Annotated in this window: 18 protein-coding genes and 1 riboswitch; of the genes, 1 reads left to right on the top strand and 17 read right to left on the bottom strand. The window is 39.5% G+C overall.

From position 1 onward, the window contains the following. Window positions 1–79 precede the first annotated feature (79 nt). On the bottom strand, window positions 80–718 hold the full coding sequence (locus HWV00_RS09425; RefSeq protein WP_211685894.1) for a deoxynucleoside kinase: 639 nt from the start codon (window positions 716–718) through the stop codon (window positions 80–82). Between the two features lie 207 nt (window positions 719–925). Here HWV00_RS09425 and HWV00_RS09420 point away from each other — a divergent pair, with 207 nt between their 5' ends. Next, window positions 926–2,263: a DEAD/DEAH box helicase gene (locus tag HWV00_RS09420; protein WP_211685893.1), complete on the top strand. Its 1,338-nt coding sequence runs from the start codon at window positions 926–928 to the stop codon at window positions 2,261–2,263. 144 nt (window positions 2,264–2,407) lie between these two features. Here the strand turns inward: HWV00_RS09420 and moaE are convergent, their stop codons facing one another. From moaE to moaA, 16 genes are all read right to left on the bottom strand, one after another. Continuing rightward, window positions 2,408–2,863 carry a molybdopterin synthase catalytic subunit MoaE gene (gene moaE, locus HWV00_RS09415; RefSeq protein WP_211685891.1) on the bottom strand — a complete coding sequence of 152 codons (456 nt, stop codon included), beginning with the start codon at window positions 2,861–2,863 and terminating at the stop codon, window positions 2,408–2,410. Beyond that, entirely contained in the window at window positions 2,864–3,109 is a 246-nt protein-coding gene (gene moaD, locus HWV00_RS09410; protein WP_211685889.1) for a molybdopterin synthase sulfur carrier subunit, read from the bottom strand. 18 nt (window positions 3,110–3,127) lie between these two features. Continuing rightward, the gene (moaC, locus tag HWV00_RS09405) at window positions 3,128–3,604 is read right to left on the bottom strand and encodes a cyclic pyranopterin monophosphate synthase MoaC (RefSeq protein WP_211685887.1); all 477 of its coding nucleotides are present in this window, start codon (window positions 3,602–3,604) and stop codon (window positions 3,128–3,130) included. 16 nt (window positions 3,605–3,620) lie between these two features. Then, on the bottom strand, window positions 3,621–4,127 hold the full coding sequence (moaB, locus tag HWV00_RS09400; RefSeq protein WP_211685885.1) for a molybdenum cofactor biosynthesis protein B: 507 nt from the start codon (window positions 4,125–4,127) through the stop codon (window positions 3,621–3,623). 112 nt (window positions 4,128–4,239) lie between these two features. Then, a complete protein-coding gene (locus HWV00_RS09395; RefSeq protein WP_211685883.1) occupies window positions 4,240–4,752 on the bottom strand; it encodes an RNA methyltransferase in 513 nt (170 codons plus the stop codon). A gap of 152 nt (window positions 4,753–4,904) precedes the next feature. Continuing rightward, on the bottom strand, window positions 4,905–5,039 hold the full coding sequence (locus tag HWV00_RS09390) for a TIGR02808 family protein (RefSeq protein ID WP_211685881.1): 135 nt from the start codon (window positions 5,037–5,039) through the stop codon (window positions 4,905–4,907). A gap of 16 nt (window positions 5,040–5,055) precedes the next feature. Next, window positions 5,056–5,628 carry a NapC/NirT family cytochrome c gene (locus HWV00_RS09385; RefSeq protein ID WP_211685879.1) on the bottom strand — a complete coding sequence of 191 codons (573 nt, stop codon included), beginning with the start codon at window positions 5,626–5,628 and terminating at the stop codon, window positions 5,056–5,058. 44 nt (window positions 5,629–5,672) lie between these two features. Next, window positions 5,673–6,140, bottom strand: a complete 468-nt coding sequence (locus HWV00_RS09380; RefSeq protein WP_211685877.1) for a nitrate reductase cytochrome c-type subunit — start codon at window positions 6,138–6,140, stop codon at window positions 5,673–5,675. Between the two features lie 87 nt (window positions 6,141–6,227). Continuing rightward, window positions 6,228–8,714 carry a periplasmic nitrate reductase subunit alpha gene (gene napA, locus HWV00_RS09375; protein ID WP_211685875.1) on the bottom strand — a complete coding sequence of 829 codons (2,487 nt, stop codon included), beginning with the start codon at window positions 8,712–8,714 and terminating at the stop codon, window positions 6,228–6,230. Window positions 8,715–8,992: 278 nt separating this feature from the next. After that, window positions 8,993–9,127, bottom strand: coding sequence for a TIGR02808 family protein (locus HWV00_RS09370; RefSeq protein ID WP_211685873.1), 135 nt, complete (start codon window positions 9,125–9,127; stop codon window positions 8,993–8,995). A 21-nt stretch (window positions 9,128–9,148) separates the two neighbouring features. Continuing rightward, entirely contained in the window at window positions 9,149–9,721 is a 573-nt protein-coding gene (locus tag HWV00_RS09365; protein WP_017222202.1) for a NapC/NirT family cytochrome c, read from the bottom strand. 18 nt (window positions 9,722–9,739) lie between these two features. Then, window positions 9,740–10,207: a nitrate reductase cytochrome c-type subunit gene (locus HWV00_RS09360; protein WP_211685871.1), complete on the bottom strand. Its 468-nt coding sequence runs from the start codon at window positions 10,205–10,207 to the stop codon at window positions 9,740–9,742. A gap of 88 nt (window positions 10,208–10,295) precedes the next feature. Continuing rightward, window positions 10,296–12,782, bottom strand: coding sequence for a periplasmic nitrate reductase subunit alpha (gene napA / locus HWV00_RS09355; protein ID WP_211685869.1), 2,487 nt, complete (start codon window positions 12,780–12,782; stop codon window positions 10,296–10,298). After that, window positions 12,779–13,051 (bottom strand): chaperone NapD, encoded by a 273-nt coding sequence (locus tag HWV00_RS09350; protein WP_211685867.1) that lies wholly within the window; start codon window positions 13,049–13,051, stop codon window positions 12,779–12,781. Before HWV00_RS09350 ends, napA (HWV00_RS09355) begins: the two co-directional genes overlap by 4 nt. A gap of 46 nt (window positions 13,052–13,097) precedes the next feature. Then, window positions 13,098–13,580 carry a ferredoxin-type protein NapF gene (gene napF / locus HWV00_RS09345; RefSeq protein WP_211685865.1) on the bottom strand — a complete coding sequence of 161 codons (483 nt, stop codon included), beginning with the start codon at window positions 13,578–13,580 and terminating at the stop codon, window positions 13,098–13,100. Window positions 13,581–13,939: 359 nt separating this feature from the next. After that, window positions 13,940–14,917 (bottom strand): GTP 3',8-cyclase MoaA, encoded by a 978-nt coding sequence (moaA, locus tag HWV00_RS09340; protein WP_211685862.1) that lies wholly within the window; start codon window positions 14,915–14,917, stop codon window positions 13,940–13,942. Beyond that, a riboswitch (molybdenum cofactor riboswitch) is annotated at window positions 14,905–15,052 on the bottom strand. It overlaps the preceding gene by 13 nt. Window positions 15,053–15,258 lie beyond the last annotated feature (206 nt).

The raw sequence follows: 15,258 nt of genomic DNA, 5'->3' as shown, positions 1-15,258 counted from the left end.
AATAAAATGATGAATAGCAGGTTAGTCTAATTATAATAAAAGTACAATGACGCAGAACCTTCTACGTCATTGTAATTAACTAAATACCTTCGCTAATAATACGCTTAGCTAATGTAGTCGGACAACCAAAGTGTGTCCAATCTTCAGTTAATAACACCGTATTATATTTACGGCAGATATGCGGTAAAAATGTATCATGACAATCAGAAATTAACTGTAGGTAGTCACGAGGTGTACCTTGTTCAGCATCACGTGCACGTGAAAGCATACGTGTATATGCTGTTTCAGCGTCAGAGCGCAGGTAAACAACTGCTGATACACGTGGGTAATCTTTTAATTTAGTTTGAATATCATAATAATAGTCTAGATCTTTCCCATCTGGGCGGCATGCTTCAGCTAAGTTAGCTTGGCAAAATACAAGATCTGAAAATAATGAACGCTCAATAATATAATTAAATGCTGGATCTAAATCTTTACAGATATCAGCTCTTTTATTCGTAATGTAGCGCTGAAACTCGATACGGCGTGTAGTATCAACCGTAAACGCTTGTAACAAGCGCTGAAATTCAGGGTCTGAATCAACGTCTTCTAAAATTAACTGCCACTTGGCATTATCATGTTCTGTTAACTCTGCAGCCAATAAAGGCAGTAATGTTGACTTACCAACACCGATGTTACCTTCAATTGCGACTAGTTTAAACGTTTGCTCAGTACTCATTATAAAACCTATGATGCTAATATAAGCGGCGGATTATAGCATAATGACAACACTATCCAAGTCTAAGTTTGTTTAACATCTAATCACTCAAAACAATTTAACTGATTAATTTTAGCTATTAACACAAATGATAAATTCACCTAAGGCATTTATTACTGTAGAATACCTCGCCTAATTAAGGTACAAACCCTACTGCTAGGATATTCAATGAAATTTTCATCATATAGTTTTACTCCCGAGATTTTACGCGCGCTAGATGCTTGTAATTACGACCAAATGACGCCTGTACAACAGCAAGCAATCCCTGCTGCCGGTCGCGGGAAAGATATTCTAGCGAACGCACAAACAGGTACAGGTAAAACAGCTGCTTTTGCTTTACCTATTTTGCAACAAATCGCAGATACTCCAAAAGAAATTCATTCTGGAAACGTGCGTGCATTAATTTTAGTACCAACACGTGAACTTGCAGCACAAGTAACAGACAACATTAAAGCGTACAGCCAATTCATGACACTTAATGTTGTTAGTGTATATGGTGGCGTTAAAATGGAAACGCAAACTAAACAGCTTAAACAAGGCGTTGACGTTTTAGTTGCAACACCAGGTCGTTTATTAGAGCACCTACAACTTTGCAATACGAATCTTGCTAACGTTGAACACTTAGTGCTTGATGAAGCCGACCGTATGCTAGATATGGGTTTCATTACCGATATCCGTAAGATCTTAGAGTCAATCTCTAACGATTTCCAAACAATGCTGTTCTCTGCAACCCTATCACAACAAATGAAGCATTTAGCAAATGAGCTACTGTCTCAACCTGTGATTGTGTCTGCATCAAAAGAAAACTCAACAGCAACAACAATTAAACACGTAATTCACCCAGTTGAACAACGCCGTAAACAAGAATTACTGTCTGAGTTAATCGGTAAGAATAACTGGAAACAAGTATTAGTATTTGTTAACACTAAAGAAGCCGCTAATAACATCGTTAAAGAATTAAAACTTGATGGTATTAGAGCTGATGTTTGTCATGGTGATAAAGGTCAAGGCGCACGTCGTCGTGCTTTAGCTGAATTTAAAGAAGGTAAAATCCGCGCATTAGTAGCGACAGACGTAGCTGCTCGTGGTCTTGATGTTCAAGGTCTTAAATTCGTTGTTAACTTTGATTTACCATTCCTAGCTGAAGATTACGTTCACCGTATTGGTCGTACTGGTCGTGCTGGTGAAGCTGGTAATGCAGTATCATTTGTATGTCGTGAAGAAGAGCATGGTCTTGCAGATATCGAAATGATGATTGGTCATAAGATTGAACGTGAAGTAGTTAAAGGCTATGAAGTAAGTAACCGTGACCGTCTAATTGCAGATATTAGCGGCCGTGCTTCTCATGAACGTCGTCAACCACGTCGTAACAAAGCGGTTGGTGAAGAAAAAGTTGAGTATAAGCCAAAAACAACAGCACCAACGAAAAAAGCAAGCAAAGGTAAGCACCGTAAAACAAGTGCTAAGCTTCACCGTAAAGGTAATGTTGCAGCACCTTCAAAGTAAGGTAATACTGCTTCATAAGCAAGCTACTATCGTTTAGCTAGTAGAAGGCCTTATTAGATAACCAGCTTTGGATTGTCTAATAAGGTCTTTTTTATACCTGTTACATAACGATACTAATGATCAGTAATTACTTTTGACCAGTCGTTATTTCCAGCGATCGGCTGCTGTCGTATCAGTTTCTCGGGCATCGACCCAATGAGAACCGTCTTCAGTTGCTTCTTTCTTCCAAAATGGCGCTTGTGTTTTTAAGTAGTCCATTATGAATTCACACGCTTGAAAAGCATCACCGCGGTGCATACTTGCTACGCCAACGAATACGATCTGATCACCTAGCGCTAACTCACCAACACGATGAATTACCTTAACACCTTGGATTGACCAACGGGTTTCAGCTTCAACCAATATTTTCGAAAGTGACTTTTCAGTCATCCCTGGATAATGTTCAAGTGTTAAACCCGATACGTTATCACCTTGGTTGAAATCACGCACTTTACCAATAAAAGTAACAACGGCACCGGTACTGTGACTTTTTCCTAACGCTGCATATTCTGCTGCTAAGTCAAAATCCTCAGTTTGAATCTTAATCATATCTGAATTCATTTAGCCTCCGGTAACGGGTGGGAAAAATGCAACTTCAACACCATCTTCAAGTGGTGAATCTAAACTGCAAATTTCTTGATTGATAGCCACTAATAACTTGTCTGAATCAAGTGCAAGGGCCCATTTATTGCCTTTAGCCGCAAGCTCTGCACGTAAGGCATTTACAGATTCAAATTGACCTGAAATTTCTAACTCTGCACAACCCACTAACTCTCTAATTTGAGCAAAAAATAATACTTTAATCATAATAATATCCTGAGCGATCTAAACTTTGAAGTGGCCTGACTTGCCACCAGTCTTCTCAAGTAGCTTAACACCATCAATGATGATGTCTTTTTGAACGGCTTTACACATATCGTAGATGGTTAACGCTGCAACTGATGCGGCTGTTAATGCTTCCATTTCAACACCTGTTTTACCCGAAAGCTTACAACACGTTTCGATACGTACAAGGTTATGTTCAGGTTCAGGCGTTAATTCAACCGTTACTTTTGTCAACATAAGTGGATGACAAAGTGGAATAATATCAGATGTTTTCTTTGCGGCTTGAATACCAGCAATACGTGCTGTCGCAAATACATCACCTTTGTGATGATCACCTGACATTATAAGAGTCAATGTTTCTGCTGACATGTGAACGATTGCTTCCGCTCTTGCTTCACGTTGTGTTACTGTTTTTTCAGTTACATCAACCATATTTGCTTCACCAGAAGCATTAACGTGCGTAAATTCTTGAGACATTAATAATTCCTATTACTTAGATATGTGGCATAAAGTTGCATGGACGATGTGAATTATTAAGCTGTTCACGTAAGATCTTATTCCAACCCGTTTTACATGCACCTGTTGAACCAGGCATACAGAAAATAACGGTTTTATTTGCAAAGCCACCAACCGCACGACTTTGGATAGTTGATGTACCAATTTCATCATACGAGACAGCACGGAATAATTCGCCAAAGCCTTCAATCGCTTTATCAAATAATGGCTGGACCGCTTCAGGCGTGGTATCACGAGCAGTAAAACCAGTACCGCCGGTAATTAATACGCCTTGAATATCTTCATCGGCAATCCACTGAGAGACAATTGCACGGATCTTGTATTTGTCATCAATTACGATCTTTTTATCAACTAAAATATGACCGTCGGCAACAAGTGCTTCTGCAAGAAAGCGTCCTGAAGTATCTGTGTCTTCATTACGGGTATCTGATACGGTTAATACGGCAAGTTTTGCAGCTTTAAACCCTGATTCAGCATGGCTCATTATTCTTCCTTTTTAATTCGGTCATGTTTATTAAACAATTATAAGAGATTTAGCTTATCAGTCGTTGATCTTGATCAGCTAGTAAATAACGATCACGCGTCGTTATTATTTATTATTTACTCGTCACTTTCACTTTGTTGTTATTATCGCGACTTTCACGAATAAGTTCATCATTCGCAACCGTACTCTCAGACTTTGCAAGGCGATCATATAGCAAAACATTCACTGTTGCGGCAAGGTTCATGCAACCGACAGTCGGTACATAAACAACTGCAGATGCACGATTAATCACTTTCTGATCAATAGTGCCGTCTTCAGGACCAAATATGTAAATCACACTATCAGGATGTTTGAATTCAGGTAATGGGATTGCCCCTTCCGCTAATTCAACACAAACAATATTTGTTGTTTCTGGAATACTGTCGAGCCAATTATCGACACCCGTCAATGGGGTTTTAGCTGCAACATTTTGCGTATCAGTTTGAAAGGCAGATGCACGGTCATATCTAACGCCAGTATAGTAAACAGCATCTGCTTGATAACAACCTGCAGCACGCATAACAGCGCCAACATTCGTGGGACTTTTAGGATTCGTTAATCCAATTGATACATTTTTATTTTTCATTCAATGCTTTATTTTATCGATAATAAACGGGATTGTGTATGCGGCTATAATACAGGGATATGGGGGCTACCTCAAGGTCGTAAGATAGAGAATAAAAAGGCCGCATTATACAAATGCAGCCTCAACATTACTTATTTCATTTTACGTTACTATTATTCATTTTTGTCTACAGTGATAGACAATGCCCATATTGAACATCCAGCTACGCCAAGAAAACCAACGAGGAAAATAACCGGCATAGCGGTATAACCTAACACATGCCAAACGGCACTTTCTAAAGAACTCATAATTGCATTTCCTTATTTACCAACCTGGTACATCTGACATATCCGGTAGCTTGTGCGCAATACCTTTGTGACAATCAACACACGTTTTTTCGCCACTTGCGAGTGCTGTAGAGTGTTGCTTCTTACTACGCGGACCTTGCTCCGAAAAGTCCATATATTCAAAGTTATGGCAGTTACGACATTCCTGTGAATCATTTTCTTTCATGCGTTGCCATTCACGAACAGCTAAGTGCTTACGACGCGCTTCAAATTTTTCTTGAGTCGAAATGGTTCCCATCAAGAATGCGACAATTTCATTACTCGCTTGTACTTTACGCACAATCTTATCTGTCCATTTGTGGGGGACGTGACAATCAGAACAAATAGCACGTACACCTGAACGATTAGAGTAATGAATCGTTTCCTTTAGTTCTTTAACAATGGGAGCATGACAAGCAGAACAAAACTCCTCCGTATTTGTCGCCTCCATTCCCATATTAAAGGCACCCCAGAAAATAATACCTCCGAGAAAGCCCATTGCTAAAATAGTACCAACAGCCGCTTTACTCGGTGTGGTCAGCTTACGCCAAAAATTTAAAATTAATTTCATTTAATCGCCTCTTTTTCGTTTAGGCTACGGTCATTTGAGATGAATCAACGTAATGAATCTACACGTTTAAAGTCATTCTCAATTAATGGCTTGGCATCAACTTGAGTCACATGACATTGCAAGCAGAAATAGCGACTCGGTGATACATCAGCAAGGACTTGCCCTTCACGTGATTGATAATGCGTAACACTGATCTTAGTCGCGCCCATTTCACCTGCGTATTTCCAACTGTGGCATGACAAACATTTGTTGGCATTTAACGATACTTCATAGCCTCTGGTTTGATGCGGCACTAATGGTGGCTGGTACACATAATCACGATCTATGGGCCCACGATCTTTAATCACACGCTTTAACTCATCTGCTTTACGGGTATCATCAAGCTCGGTTATTCCGCGCATCGATTCAACACCTCCGCTATTTACGTTTTCAATATGAGTTGCCTCTGTTGCGATCACACTTGCAGAAAGCAATGCCCCTGCAGTCAGTAATACTCCGATTATTTTCTTCATTATCTATTCTCCGCCTAGTGGCCAATAATCTATTTTCTGCCAGCCATCACAGCTGACAAAAGAGATGTTCAAAATGCACAATTGTCCTTACACTTTGGTTATTTTAATTGGGCATTTTTTGAAATCAGTTTGCTTTGATAATGGGTCTGTTGCATCTAGAATAACCTTGTTGATCAGTACTCTTGCATCAAACCAAGGAACAAATACTAAACCAACTGGAGGTCTATTACGCCCACGAGTTTCAACGCGACAACGAACTCCACCACGAATAGATTCAATCAAGACTTCATCGCCACGACGTACATTATGTTTTTTTGCATCATCTGGATGGATATAACAAAGTGCATCCGGCATCGCACGGTAAAGCTCTGGTACACGTGCCGTCATGCTGCCTGAATGCCAATGTTCGAGTACACGACCAGTACATAGCCACATGTTATATTCATCATTTGGCACTTCAGGTGGCGCTTCATAAGGTGCAAAGATGATGTTTGCTTTACCATCTGGCTTACCATAAAACTCAAAACCTTTACCTTTACCTACGTAAGGATCACTGCCTTCAGCAAAGCGCCATTTCGTTTCAACACCATTTACGACAGGCCAACGTAAACCGCGTACTTGATGATAAGTATCATAAGGGGCTAAATCATGGGCATGACCACGGCCAAACGTTGCATATTCTTCAAATAAGCCTTTTTGAACATAAAAGCCAAAGTCATGAGATTCATCATTTAATGCTTGTGCCTCTTCAATTGGGAAAGCATCAACTTGGCCATTTTTAAACAACACATCAAACATCGTTTTACCACGGACGTCAGGCATTTTAGCGATCAGTTCTTCGTCCCATACTTCTTCAATATTAAAACGCTTAGAGAACTCCATTAACTGCCATAAATCTGATTTTGCACCGTCAATGGGTTTTACTTGCTGATACCAGGTTTGCGTTCGTCGTTCAGCATTACCATAAGCGCCCTCTTTTTCTACCCACATCGCAGTTGGTAAAATAAGATCGGATGCTTGCGCTGTAACCGTTGGGTATGGGTCAGAACAAACAATAAAATTATCTGGGTTACGGTAGCCCGGTAAGCTTTCTTCCATCATATTTGGAGCTGCCTGCATATTGTTCGTACACATGATCCAATACGCATTTAACGATCCATCTTTTAAAGCTCTGTTTTGTGCAACAGCATGCAACCCAGGTTTAGCAGGGATAGTGCCCTCTGGTAGCTTCCATATTTTTTCAGAAATAGCGCGATGCTTCGGGTTCTTAACAACCATATCGGCAGGTAGACGGTGTGAGAAAGTACCCACTTCACGCGCAGTACCACAGGCTGATGGCTGGCCTGTCAGTGAAAACGGTCCATTACCCGGTTGAGATATTTTACCGACTAATAAGTGGATATTATAAATAAGGCTATTCATCCATACACCGCGTGTATGCTGATTCATCCCCATCGTCCATAATGACATTATTTTAGTGTTTGGATCTGCATATTGCTTAGCTAAAATAAGTAATTTATCTTCTGATACACCAGAAATCTCTGCGGCTTTTTCAACCGTATATTCAGCAACAGAGGCTTTGTACTCCTCGAACGTCATTGCTGATAATTTACCTGAATTAGGGTTTTTCGCTTTCTGCTGTAACGGATGTTCGTTACGTAGTCCGTAACCGATATCCGTCGCAGTACGTTTAAAATGAGTATGCTTATTAACAAAGTCCCAATTAACTGCATCATTTTGAATAATGTAGTTAGCAATGAAGTTCGCCATTGCTAGATCAGATTGTGGGTTAAACACAATTCCCGTATCAGCGAGCTCAAATGAACGATGTTTATAGGTTGATAATACGTTTACTTTTACATGTGGATTACTTAAACGACGGTCTGTAATACGCGTCCATAATATAGGATGCATTTCAGCCATGTTTGAACCCCAAAGTACAAATGAGTCTGCATGCTCGAAATCATCATAACAGCCCATCGGTTCGTCAATACCAAACGTACGCATGAAAGCGCCAACAGCAGAGGCCATACAATGACGCGCATTCGGATCAATGTTGTTAGAGCGGAAACCAGCCTTCATTAATTTAACCGCCGCATAGCCTTCCATGACAGTCCACTGGCCAGAACCGAACATACCAACAGATGTCGGTCCTTTTTCTTTTAACGATGTTTTCCATTTATCTGCCATCACATCAAAAGCGTGATCCCATGAAACCGGCATAAATTCACCATCTTTGGCATACTTACCGTCTTTCATTCGTAATAAGGGCGTAGTTAATCGATCTTTACCGTACATGATTTTAGAAAGGAAGTAGCCTTTAACACATTTTAACCCCTTATTTACAGGTGATTCAGGATCACCTTGTGTCGCAACGACTTTCCCTCCTTTTGTACCGACTAAAACTGAACAGCCAGTGCCACAAAAACGGCAAGCCGCTTTATCCCATTTAATCTTAGTTTCACTCGAACTTGCAATCAGGTTAGTCGCTGTCGCAGGAAGTGTCACTCCCGCGATTGCCGCTGCAGATACCGCTGCGTTTGCTTTAACAAATGCCCGTCTGGTCAGTTTCATAGATCACCCTCACACGTAGATTTAACATTTAGCTGATACGCTATATTTAATAATTACCTCCATATTAACGTTTTACTTTTGTTATACACTTTGTGCTAAATCAAATAGTGTTTCTTCACAACCATGCTTTTACCACTTATGTGATACCACCAAGGGAGTGCGAGTAACTTATGATAAATATGATTAATCTTAATAACTAAAATCATGAATTTCAGGCAATAAAAAGGCCGCATGATACAAATGCGGCCTTAACATTACTTATTTAGTTTACGCTGTTATTATTGCTTTTTATCTACAGTGAGCGACAACGCCCATACCGAGAATCCAGCTACGCCAACAAATCCTGCGATTAAAATAGTTGGTATCGCTGCATATCCTAAAATATGCCAAATAACGTATTCTAACGTACTCATAATCGTGTTTCCTTATTCAATCTACCAACCAGGTACATCTGACATATCTGGTAGTTGATGGGCAATACCTTTATGGCAATCTACACATGTTTTTTCGCCACTCGCTAATGCTGTAGAGTGTTGTTTTCTACTACGCGGGCCTTGCTCTGAGAAGTCCATGTATTCAAAGTTATGGCAGTTACGACATTCCTGTGAATCATTTTCTTTCATACGTTGCCATTCACGTACAGCTAGATGTTTACGACGTGCTTCGAACTTTTCTTGAGTCGAGATCTTACCCATCAAGAATGCCACAATTTCATTACTCGCTTGTACTTTACGTACAATTTTATCTGTCCAGTTATGTGGTACGTGACAATCAGAACAGATTGCGCGCACACCAGAACGATTCGAATAGTGAATTGTTTCTTTTAATTCTTTAACAATAGGCGCGTGACAAGCAGAACAGAATTCTTCTGTATTTGTCGCTTCCATACCCATGTTAAAGGCACCCCAGAAAATAATACCGCCAAGGAAACCCATAGCAAGTACAGTACCGACAGCAGCTTTACTTGGTGCCGTTAATTTTCGCCAAAAATTTAAAATAAATTTCATTTTACCGCCTCTTTTTCGTTAGCGTAATGAATCTACACGTTTAAAGTCATTGTCGATTAACGGTGCTGCATCTGCTTGTGTAACATGGCACTGTAGACAGAAATAACGACGTGGTGATACGTCCGATAATACTTCGCCTTCACGTGATTGGTAATGCGTTACACTGATTTTAGTCGCGCCCATTTCACCAGCATATTTCCAGCTGTGGCATGACAAACATTTGTTCGCATTTAAAGACACTTCATAATGACGTGTTTGATGCGGAACAAGTGGTGGTTGATATACATAATCACGATCGATTGGGCTACGATCTTTGATTACGCGTTTCAGTTCATCCGCTTTACGTGTTGTATCTAACTCAGTGATACCACGCAGCGATGCAACGCCACCGTTGTTTACATTCTCAATTTCAGCAGTTTCTGTACTTTGTGCTGATACAGAGAATAAAGTCCCTGCAGCTAGCAGTACAGCCAATAATTTTCTCATATTATGTTCTCCGCCTATTGGCAAGTAAGTCCGTTATTTGCCAGTATCGTTTACTGGCAAACTCATTCAGTAAGATATGCAGTTTGAATTACACTTTGGTAATTTTAATTGCACATTTTTTATAATCCGTTTGTTTTGATAACGGATCCGTAGCATCTAGACATACTTTGTTAATTAATACTCGCGCATCAAACCAAGGTACAAATACTAAGCCTACTGGTGGGCGGTTACGGCCACGTGTTTCCACACGACAACGCACTTCACCACGAACTGATTCAATAAGAACTTCATCACCACGACGTACATTACGTTTTTTAGCATCGTCAGGGTGGATATAACAAAGCGCATCTGGCATTGCACGATATAGCTCAGGAACACGCGCCGTCATTGTACCTGAATGCCAATGTTCTAATACACGACCAGTACATAGCCACATGTCATATTCTTCATTTGGCATTTCTGGTGGCGCTTCATACGGTGCGAAGATGATGTTTGCTTTACCATCTGGCTTACCATAGAACTCAAAACCTTTACCTTTACCTACGTAAGGATCACTGCCTTCTGCAAAACGCCATTTCGTTTCAACGCCATTTACAACAGGCCAACGCAAACCACGTACTGTATGGTAAACATCGTATGGTGCTAAATCATGACCATGGCCACGACCAAAGGTAGCGTATTCTTCGAATAGACCTTTTTGTACATAGAAGCCTTGATCATTAGCATCATCATTTAGCTCTTGCGCTTCACTTAGTGGGAATGCGTCAACGTTACCGTTTTTATACAGTACGTCATACATCGTTTTACCACGAACTTCAGGCATTTTAGCGATTAGATCTTCGCCCCACACTTCTTCAATCTTGAAGCGTTTAGAGAATTCCATTAACTGCCATAAATCTGATTTTGCACCTTCAACAGATTTAACTTGTTGATACCAAGCTTGCGTACGACGTTCAGCGTTACCGTATGCGCCTTCTTTCTCTACCCACATTGCTGTTGGTAAAATAAGGTCAGATGCTTGTGCAGTTACTGTTGGGTACGGGTCAGAACAAACGATGAAGTTAGCTGGATTACGGTAACCCGGTAAACCTTCTTCCATCATGTTTGGAGCTGCTTGCATGTTGTTATTACACATAGTCCAATACGCATTTAACGTACCGTCTTTTAATGCACGGTTTTGTGCAACAGCATGCAGACCTGGTTTCGGTGGAATAGTACCTTCAGGTAATTTCCAAATTTTTTCAGCAGTTGCACGATGCTTCGGATTCGCAACCATCATATCTGCAGGTAGACGGTGTGAGAATGTACCCACTTCACGTGCAGTACCACATGCTGATGGTTGACCAGTCAGTGAGAACGGACCGTTACCAGGCTGTGAGATTTTACCTACAAGTAAATGGATATTGTAAACAAGGCTATTCATCCATACGCCACGAGTATGTTGATTCATACCCATTGTCCATAACGACATTACTTTCGTGTTTGGATCCGCGTACTGCTTCGCTAGAATCAGTAGTTTTTCTTCTGATACACCTGATAATTCAGATGCTTTTTCAATTGTGTATTCTGCAACAGATGCTTTGTATTCTTCAAATGTCATTGCTGACAATTTACCTGAGTTAGGATTTTTCGCTTTCTGTTGTAGTGGATGTTCGTCACGTAGACCATAACCGATATCGGTTGCAGTACGTTTGAAATGAGTATGTTTGTTAACAAAATCCCAGTTTACAGCATCGTTTTGGATGATGTAGTTAGCAATAAAGTTAGCCATTGCTAGATCTGATTGTGGATTGAAAACAACACCAGTATCAGCAAGTTCAAATGAACGATGCTTATACGTTGATAATACGTTTACTTTTACATGTGGATTACTTAAACGACGGTCTGTAATACGCGTCCATAGGATTGGATGCATCTCAGCCATGTTTGAACCCCAAAGTACAAACGAGTCTGCATTTTCGAAGTCATCATAACAACCCATTGGCTCATCGATACCGAACGTACGCATGAAACCACCAACCGCAGAAGCCATACAGTGACGCGCGTTAGGATCGATATTATTTGAACGGAAACCAGCTTTCATCAATTTAACAGCAGCATAACCTTCCATTACAGTCCATTGACCAGAACCGAACATACCAACAGATGTTGGACCGTTTGCTTTTAATGATGCTTTCCACTTCTCTGCCATGATATCAAAAGCTTGATCCCATGAAATCGGTGCGAATTCGCCGTCTTTAGCAAATTTACCGTCTCTCATACGTAATAGAGGAGTCGTTAAACGATCTTTACCATACATGATTTTAGATAAGAAATAGCCTTTAACACAGTTAAGACCTTTGTTCACAGGCGCTTCAGGATCGCCTTGAGTCGCAACAACTTTACCGCCTTGTGTACCTACAAGTACAGAGCAACCTGTTCCGCAGAAACGACATGGCGCTTTGTCCCACTTAATTTTAGTCTCATCACTACTTGCAATAAGATTAGTTGCACTAGTAGGAAGTGTAACGCCAGCAATTGCAGCCGCAGAGACTGCAGCATTTGCTTTAACAAACGCACGTCTGGTTAATTTCATAGATCATCCTCACATGATAGATCGATAGTTTCAATTTGATGAAAAACAAGAGAAGTACTTAAGACATGTTCGAGATTATTAATGTTATCAATAATGTCAGTCACAAATTTCTGATTAGCTGTTTCCAATACGACGATAATTTTTCCCTCTTCACTATCACCGTAGATTTCAGCTTCTGGTATTGCAGCGATTTTATTCTTCACGTCCAGCAATGACTCTGGTTTTACGTGAATAATTAAACTCGATATATGAATTTCTTGTTCTGCCATTTTATGACCTTATAATTATTATAAAACGTATTCTTAATAACTAAATTTAACGGTTGAGCTTCACAGCGATTGCATTAACAGGGCAAACTGAAACACAAGCACCACAACCATTACAATCATCTAATACAACATCAGGGCTGACAAAAGTTGTATTAGTAAAATTAAATTTCAAAGCTTCGGATTCACAAGATTCCGCACAACTTCGACAATATACAGATTCAATATTCAAGCAGCCATTTGAAATAGTCGCTTTATTATTCCAAGCTTGAACCTGAGTTAAATCAAACAAATCTTCTTTACAGTGATTTACACACTCTTTACAAAAATTGCATTCAGATGCGCTAAAATCAATTTCAGGAAATCCTCCATCCCCCAAAATAATCACGCTTTCTGGACAAGCAGTCTGGCAATCCCCACAGCGAGTGCATTTGTCTGTAAATTCTAAATTTGCTTTTAGCCAAGGTAGACGTATAACATTATCTTGTTCTTTACGACGGAAAAAAGAACGTCGCGCTAAATTAATACTCATAAGAACAACCAAATTAAAAATTATAGTAAACGTTACGTAATGTACTTTGATTCACATTAAATATAGCCAAATGTGAATATCCATTTAATAATATATCCCCTACCCATAAAATACTCACTAGTGGGTAACTCAATAAAATGTTATTCCAGATCAAAAAACAAGTGTGACCTGCGTCACACTTTAAGTGTGGGGTTAATATTATCAATATTTAATATTGATAAATAAATTAATAAATTATAGACAATAGAGAACGATATGCATGAATAATTATAGCGTAAATAAGTTCTACGCTATAATTTTGGGATAAAGAAGAATAAATACCTAGTCACGACAGGCTTAGATATTGAAATAGCGGTAAATTAACCGCCGATTGAAGCAAGGTGAGGTGTATTTGCTGTAATGCCTTGCTGAAGGAAGTGAGTCGATTTTTTATCAGACATATGTTCAACAACACGAGAAATTAATTCAGGCTGCTGGCTGTCTTCTTGGAGCAAATCACGTAATTCAACACCATCTTCACCAAATAAACACAAGTGTAAACGTCCTTTTGTTGAAACACGTAAACGGTTACATGTTGAACAAAAGTTCTTTTCGTACGGCATGATCAAACCAATCTCACCAACAAAATCAGGATGAACAAAAACTTGAGCAGGACCATCGGCCTTGCCTCTGACTTTACTTACCCAACCTTGTAGCATCAATTTATCTCGGATGCTTGAACCTGAAACATGGTGTTTATCAAACAACGCTTGATTATCCCCCGTCTGCATCAACTCAATAAAGCGTAATTGAATTGGCCTTGTTTTGATCCAATTTAAAAAATCACCAAGTTCAATATCATTCAGATTACGCATTAATACGGTATTCACTTTCACCGTTTCAAAGCCAGCAGTAAAAGCAGCATCAAGGCCAGCCATTACTTTATGGAACATATTTTTGCCGGTGATCTGACGAAACATACGAGGGTCAAGACTATCAATGCTGACATTCAGCGCATCAAGGCCTGCATCACGCCAATCTTGTGCATACTTGTCAAGATTAAACCCATTTGTGGTTGTCGCGACTTTATTGATTTTAGGAATTGAAGAAATATCTGAAATAATATCAGTAAAATCTTTTCTTAGTGAAGGTTCACCACCTGTGATACGGACCTTTTCAGTACCCATTTCAGCAAAGCCAGTGACAATACGACGTAATTCATCACGTCCTAAAAATTCAGGTTTACCTTCGGCTTTATAACCATCTGGTAAGCAGTAGTTACATTTGAAATTACAAACGTCTGTAATTGATAAGCGTAAATAATAAAATTTACGCGAAAACTGATCTTGAAGTTGCATAAACACCTTTCCAAATACGGGAGGCCTAACCATTTCTGATTAAACCCTTATAGCAAATGCATCTGCTATGAGTCCTTAGGATCATATCTATTGAAAAATAAATTTAGATCATAAGGATCGGAGTTTTATTTATAATAATGAATTTATAATAAATGTTAATTGTCGCTAAAGTTAAACTATTTTTAAAATAATTTAAAGAGATAGATCCAAGTAATTATAGTAGAAAATGAGAAATCATTGATCGAAGTTAAATTGCAGGGTAAATTATTGGACTACTTAACGCTCAATTAATCATAAAGTGAACATGATAAAAAATATAATCCCCTCTCATCAGTCTATTA

This window comes from Moritella sp. 24 (assembly GCF_018219155.1).
Classification (GTDB): Bacteria; Pseudomonadota; Gammaproteobacteria; order Enterobacterales; family Moritellaceae; genus Moritella.
This window is presented reverse-complemented; position numbering and strand designations above follow the sequence as displayed.

What these genes read in the sequence shown, in the direction of transcription:
- HWV00_RS09425 (WP_211685894.1), bottom strand. Translation starts at nt 718, where the DNA reads ATGAGTACTGAGCAAACGTTTAAACTAGTCGCAATTGAAGGTAACATC.
- HWV00_RS09420 (WP_211685893.1), top strand. Translation starts at nt 926, where the DNA reads ATGAAATTTTCATCATATAGTTTTACTCCCGAGATTTTACGCGCGCTA.
- moaE (WP_211685891.1), bottom strand. Translation starts at nt 2,863, where the DNA reads ATGAATTCAGATATGATTAAGATTCAAACTGAGGATTTTGACTTAGCA.
- moaD (WP_211685889.1), bottom strand. Translation starts at nt 3,109, where the DNA reads ATGATTAAAGTATTATTTTTTGCTCAAATTAGAGAGTTAGTGGGTTGT.
- moaC (WP_211685887.1), bottom strand. Translation starts at nt 3,604, where the DNA reads ATGTCTCAAGAATTTACGCACGTTAATGCTTCTGGTGAAGCAAATATG.
- moaB (WP_211685885.1), bottom strand. Translation starts at nt 4,127, where the DNA reads ATGAGCCATGCTGAATCAGGGTTTAAAGCTGCAAAACTTGCCGTATTA.
- HWV00_RS09395 (WP_211685883.1), bottom strand. Translation starts at nt 4,752, where the DNA reads ATGAAAAATAAAAATGTATCAATTGGATTAACGAATCCTAAAAGTCCC.
- HWV00_RS09390 (WP_211685881.1), bottom strand. Translation starts at nt 5,039, where the DNA reads ATGAGTTCTTTAGAAAGTGCCGTTTGGCATGTGTTAGGTTATACCGCT.
- HWV00_RS09385 (WP_211685879.1), bottom strand. Translation starts at nt 5,628, where the DNA reads ATGAAATTAATTTTAAATTTTTGGCGTAAGCTGACCACACCGAGTAAA.
- HWV00_RS09380 (WP_211685877.1), bottom strand. Translation starts at nt 6,140, where the DNA reads ATGAAGAAAATAATCGGAGTATTACTGACTGCAGGGGCATTGCTTTCT.
- napA (WP_211685875.1), bottom strand. Translation starts at nt 8,714, where the DNA reads ATGAAACTGACCAGACGGGCATTTGTTAAAGCAAACGCAGCGGTATCT.
- HWV00_RS09370 (WP_211685873.1), bottom strand. Translation starts at nt 9,127, where the DNA reads ATGAGTACGTTAGAATACGTTATTTGGCATATTTTAGGATATGCAGCG.
- HWV00_RS09365 (WP_017222202.1), bottom strand. Translation starts at nt 9,721, where the DNA reads ATGAAATTTATTTTAAATTTTTGGCGAAAATTAACGGCACCAAGTAAA.
- HWV00_RS09360 (WP_211685871.1), bottom strand. Translation starts at nt 10,207, where the DNA reads ATGAGAAAATTATTGGCTGTACTGCTAGCTGCAGGGACTTTATTCTCT.
- napA (WP_211685869.1), bottom strand. Translation starts at nt 12,782, where the DNA reads ATGAAATTAACCAGACGTGCGTTTGTTAAAGCAAATGCTGCAGTCTCT.
- HWV00_RS09350 (WP_211685867.1), bottom strand. Translation starts at nt 13,051, where the DNA reads ATGGCAGAACAAGAAATTCATATATCGAGTTTAATTATTCACGTAAAA.
- napF (WP_211685865.1), bottom strand. Translation starts at nt 13,580, where the DNA reads ATGAGTATTAATTTAGCGCGACGTTCTTTTTTCCGTCGTAAAGAACAA.
- moaA (WP_211685862.1), bottom strand. Translation starts at nt 14,917, where the DNA reads ATGCAACTTCAAGATCAGTTTTCGCGTAAATTTTATTATTTACGCTTA.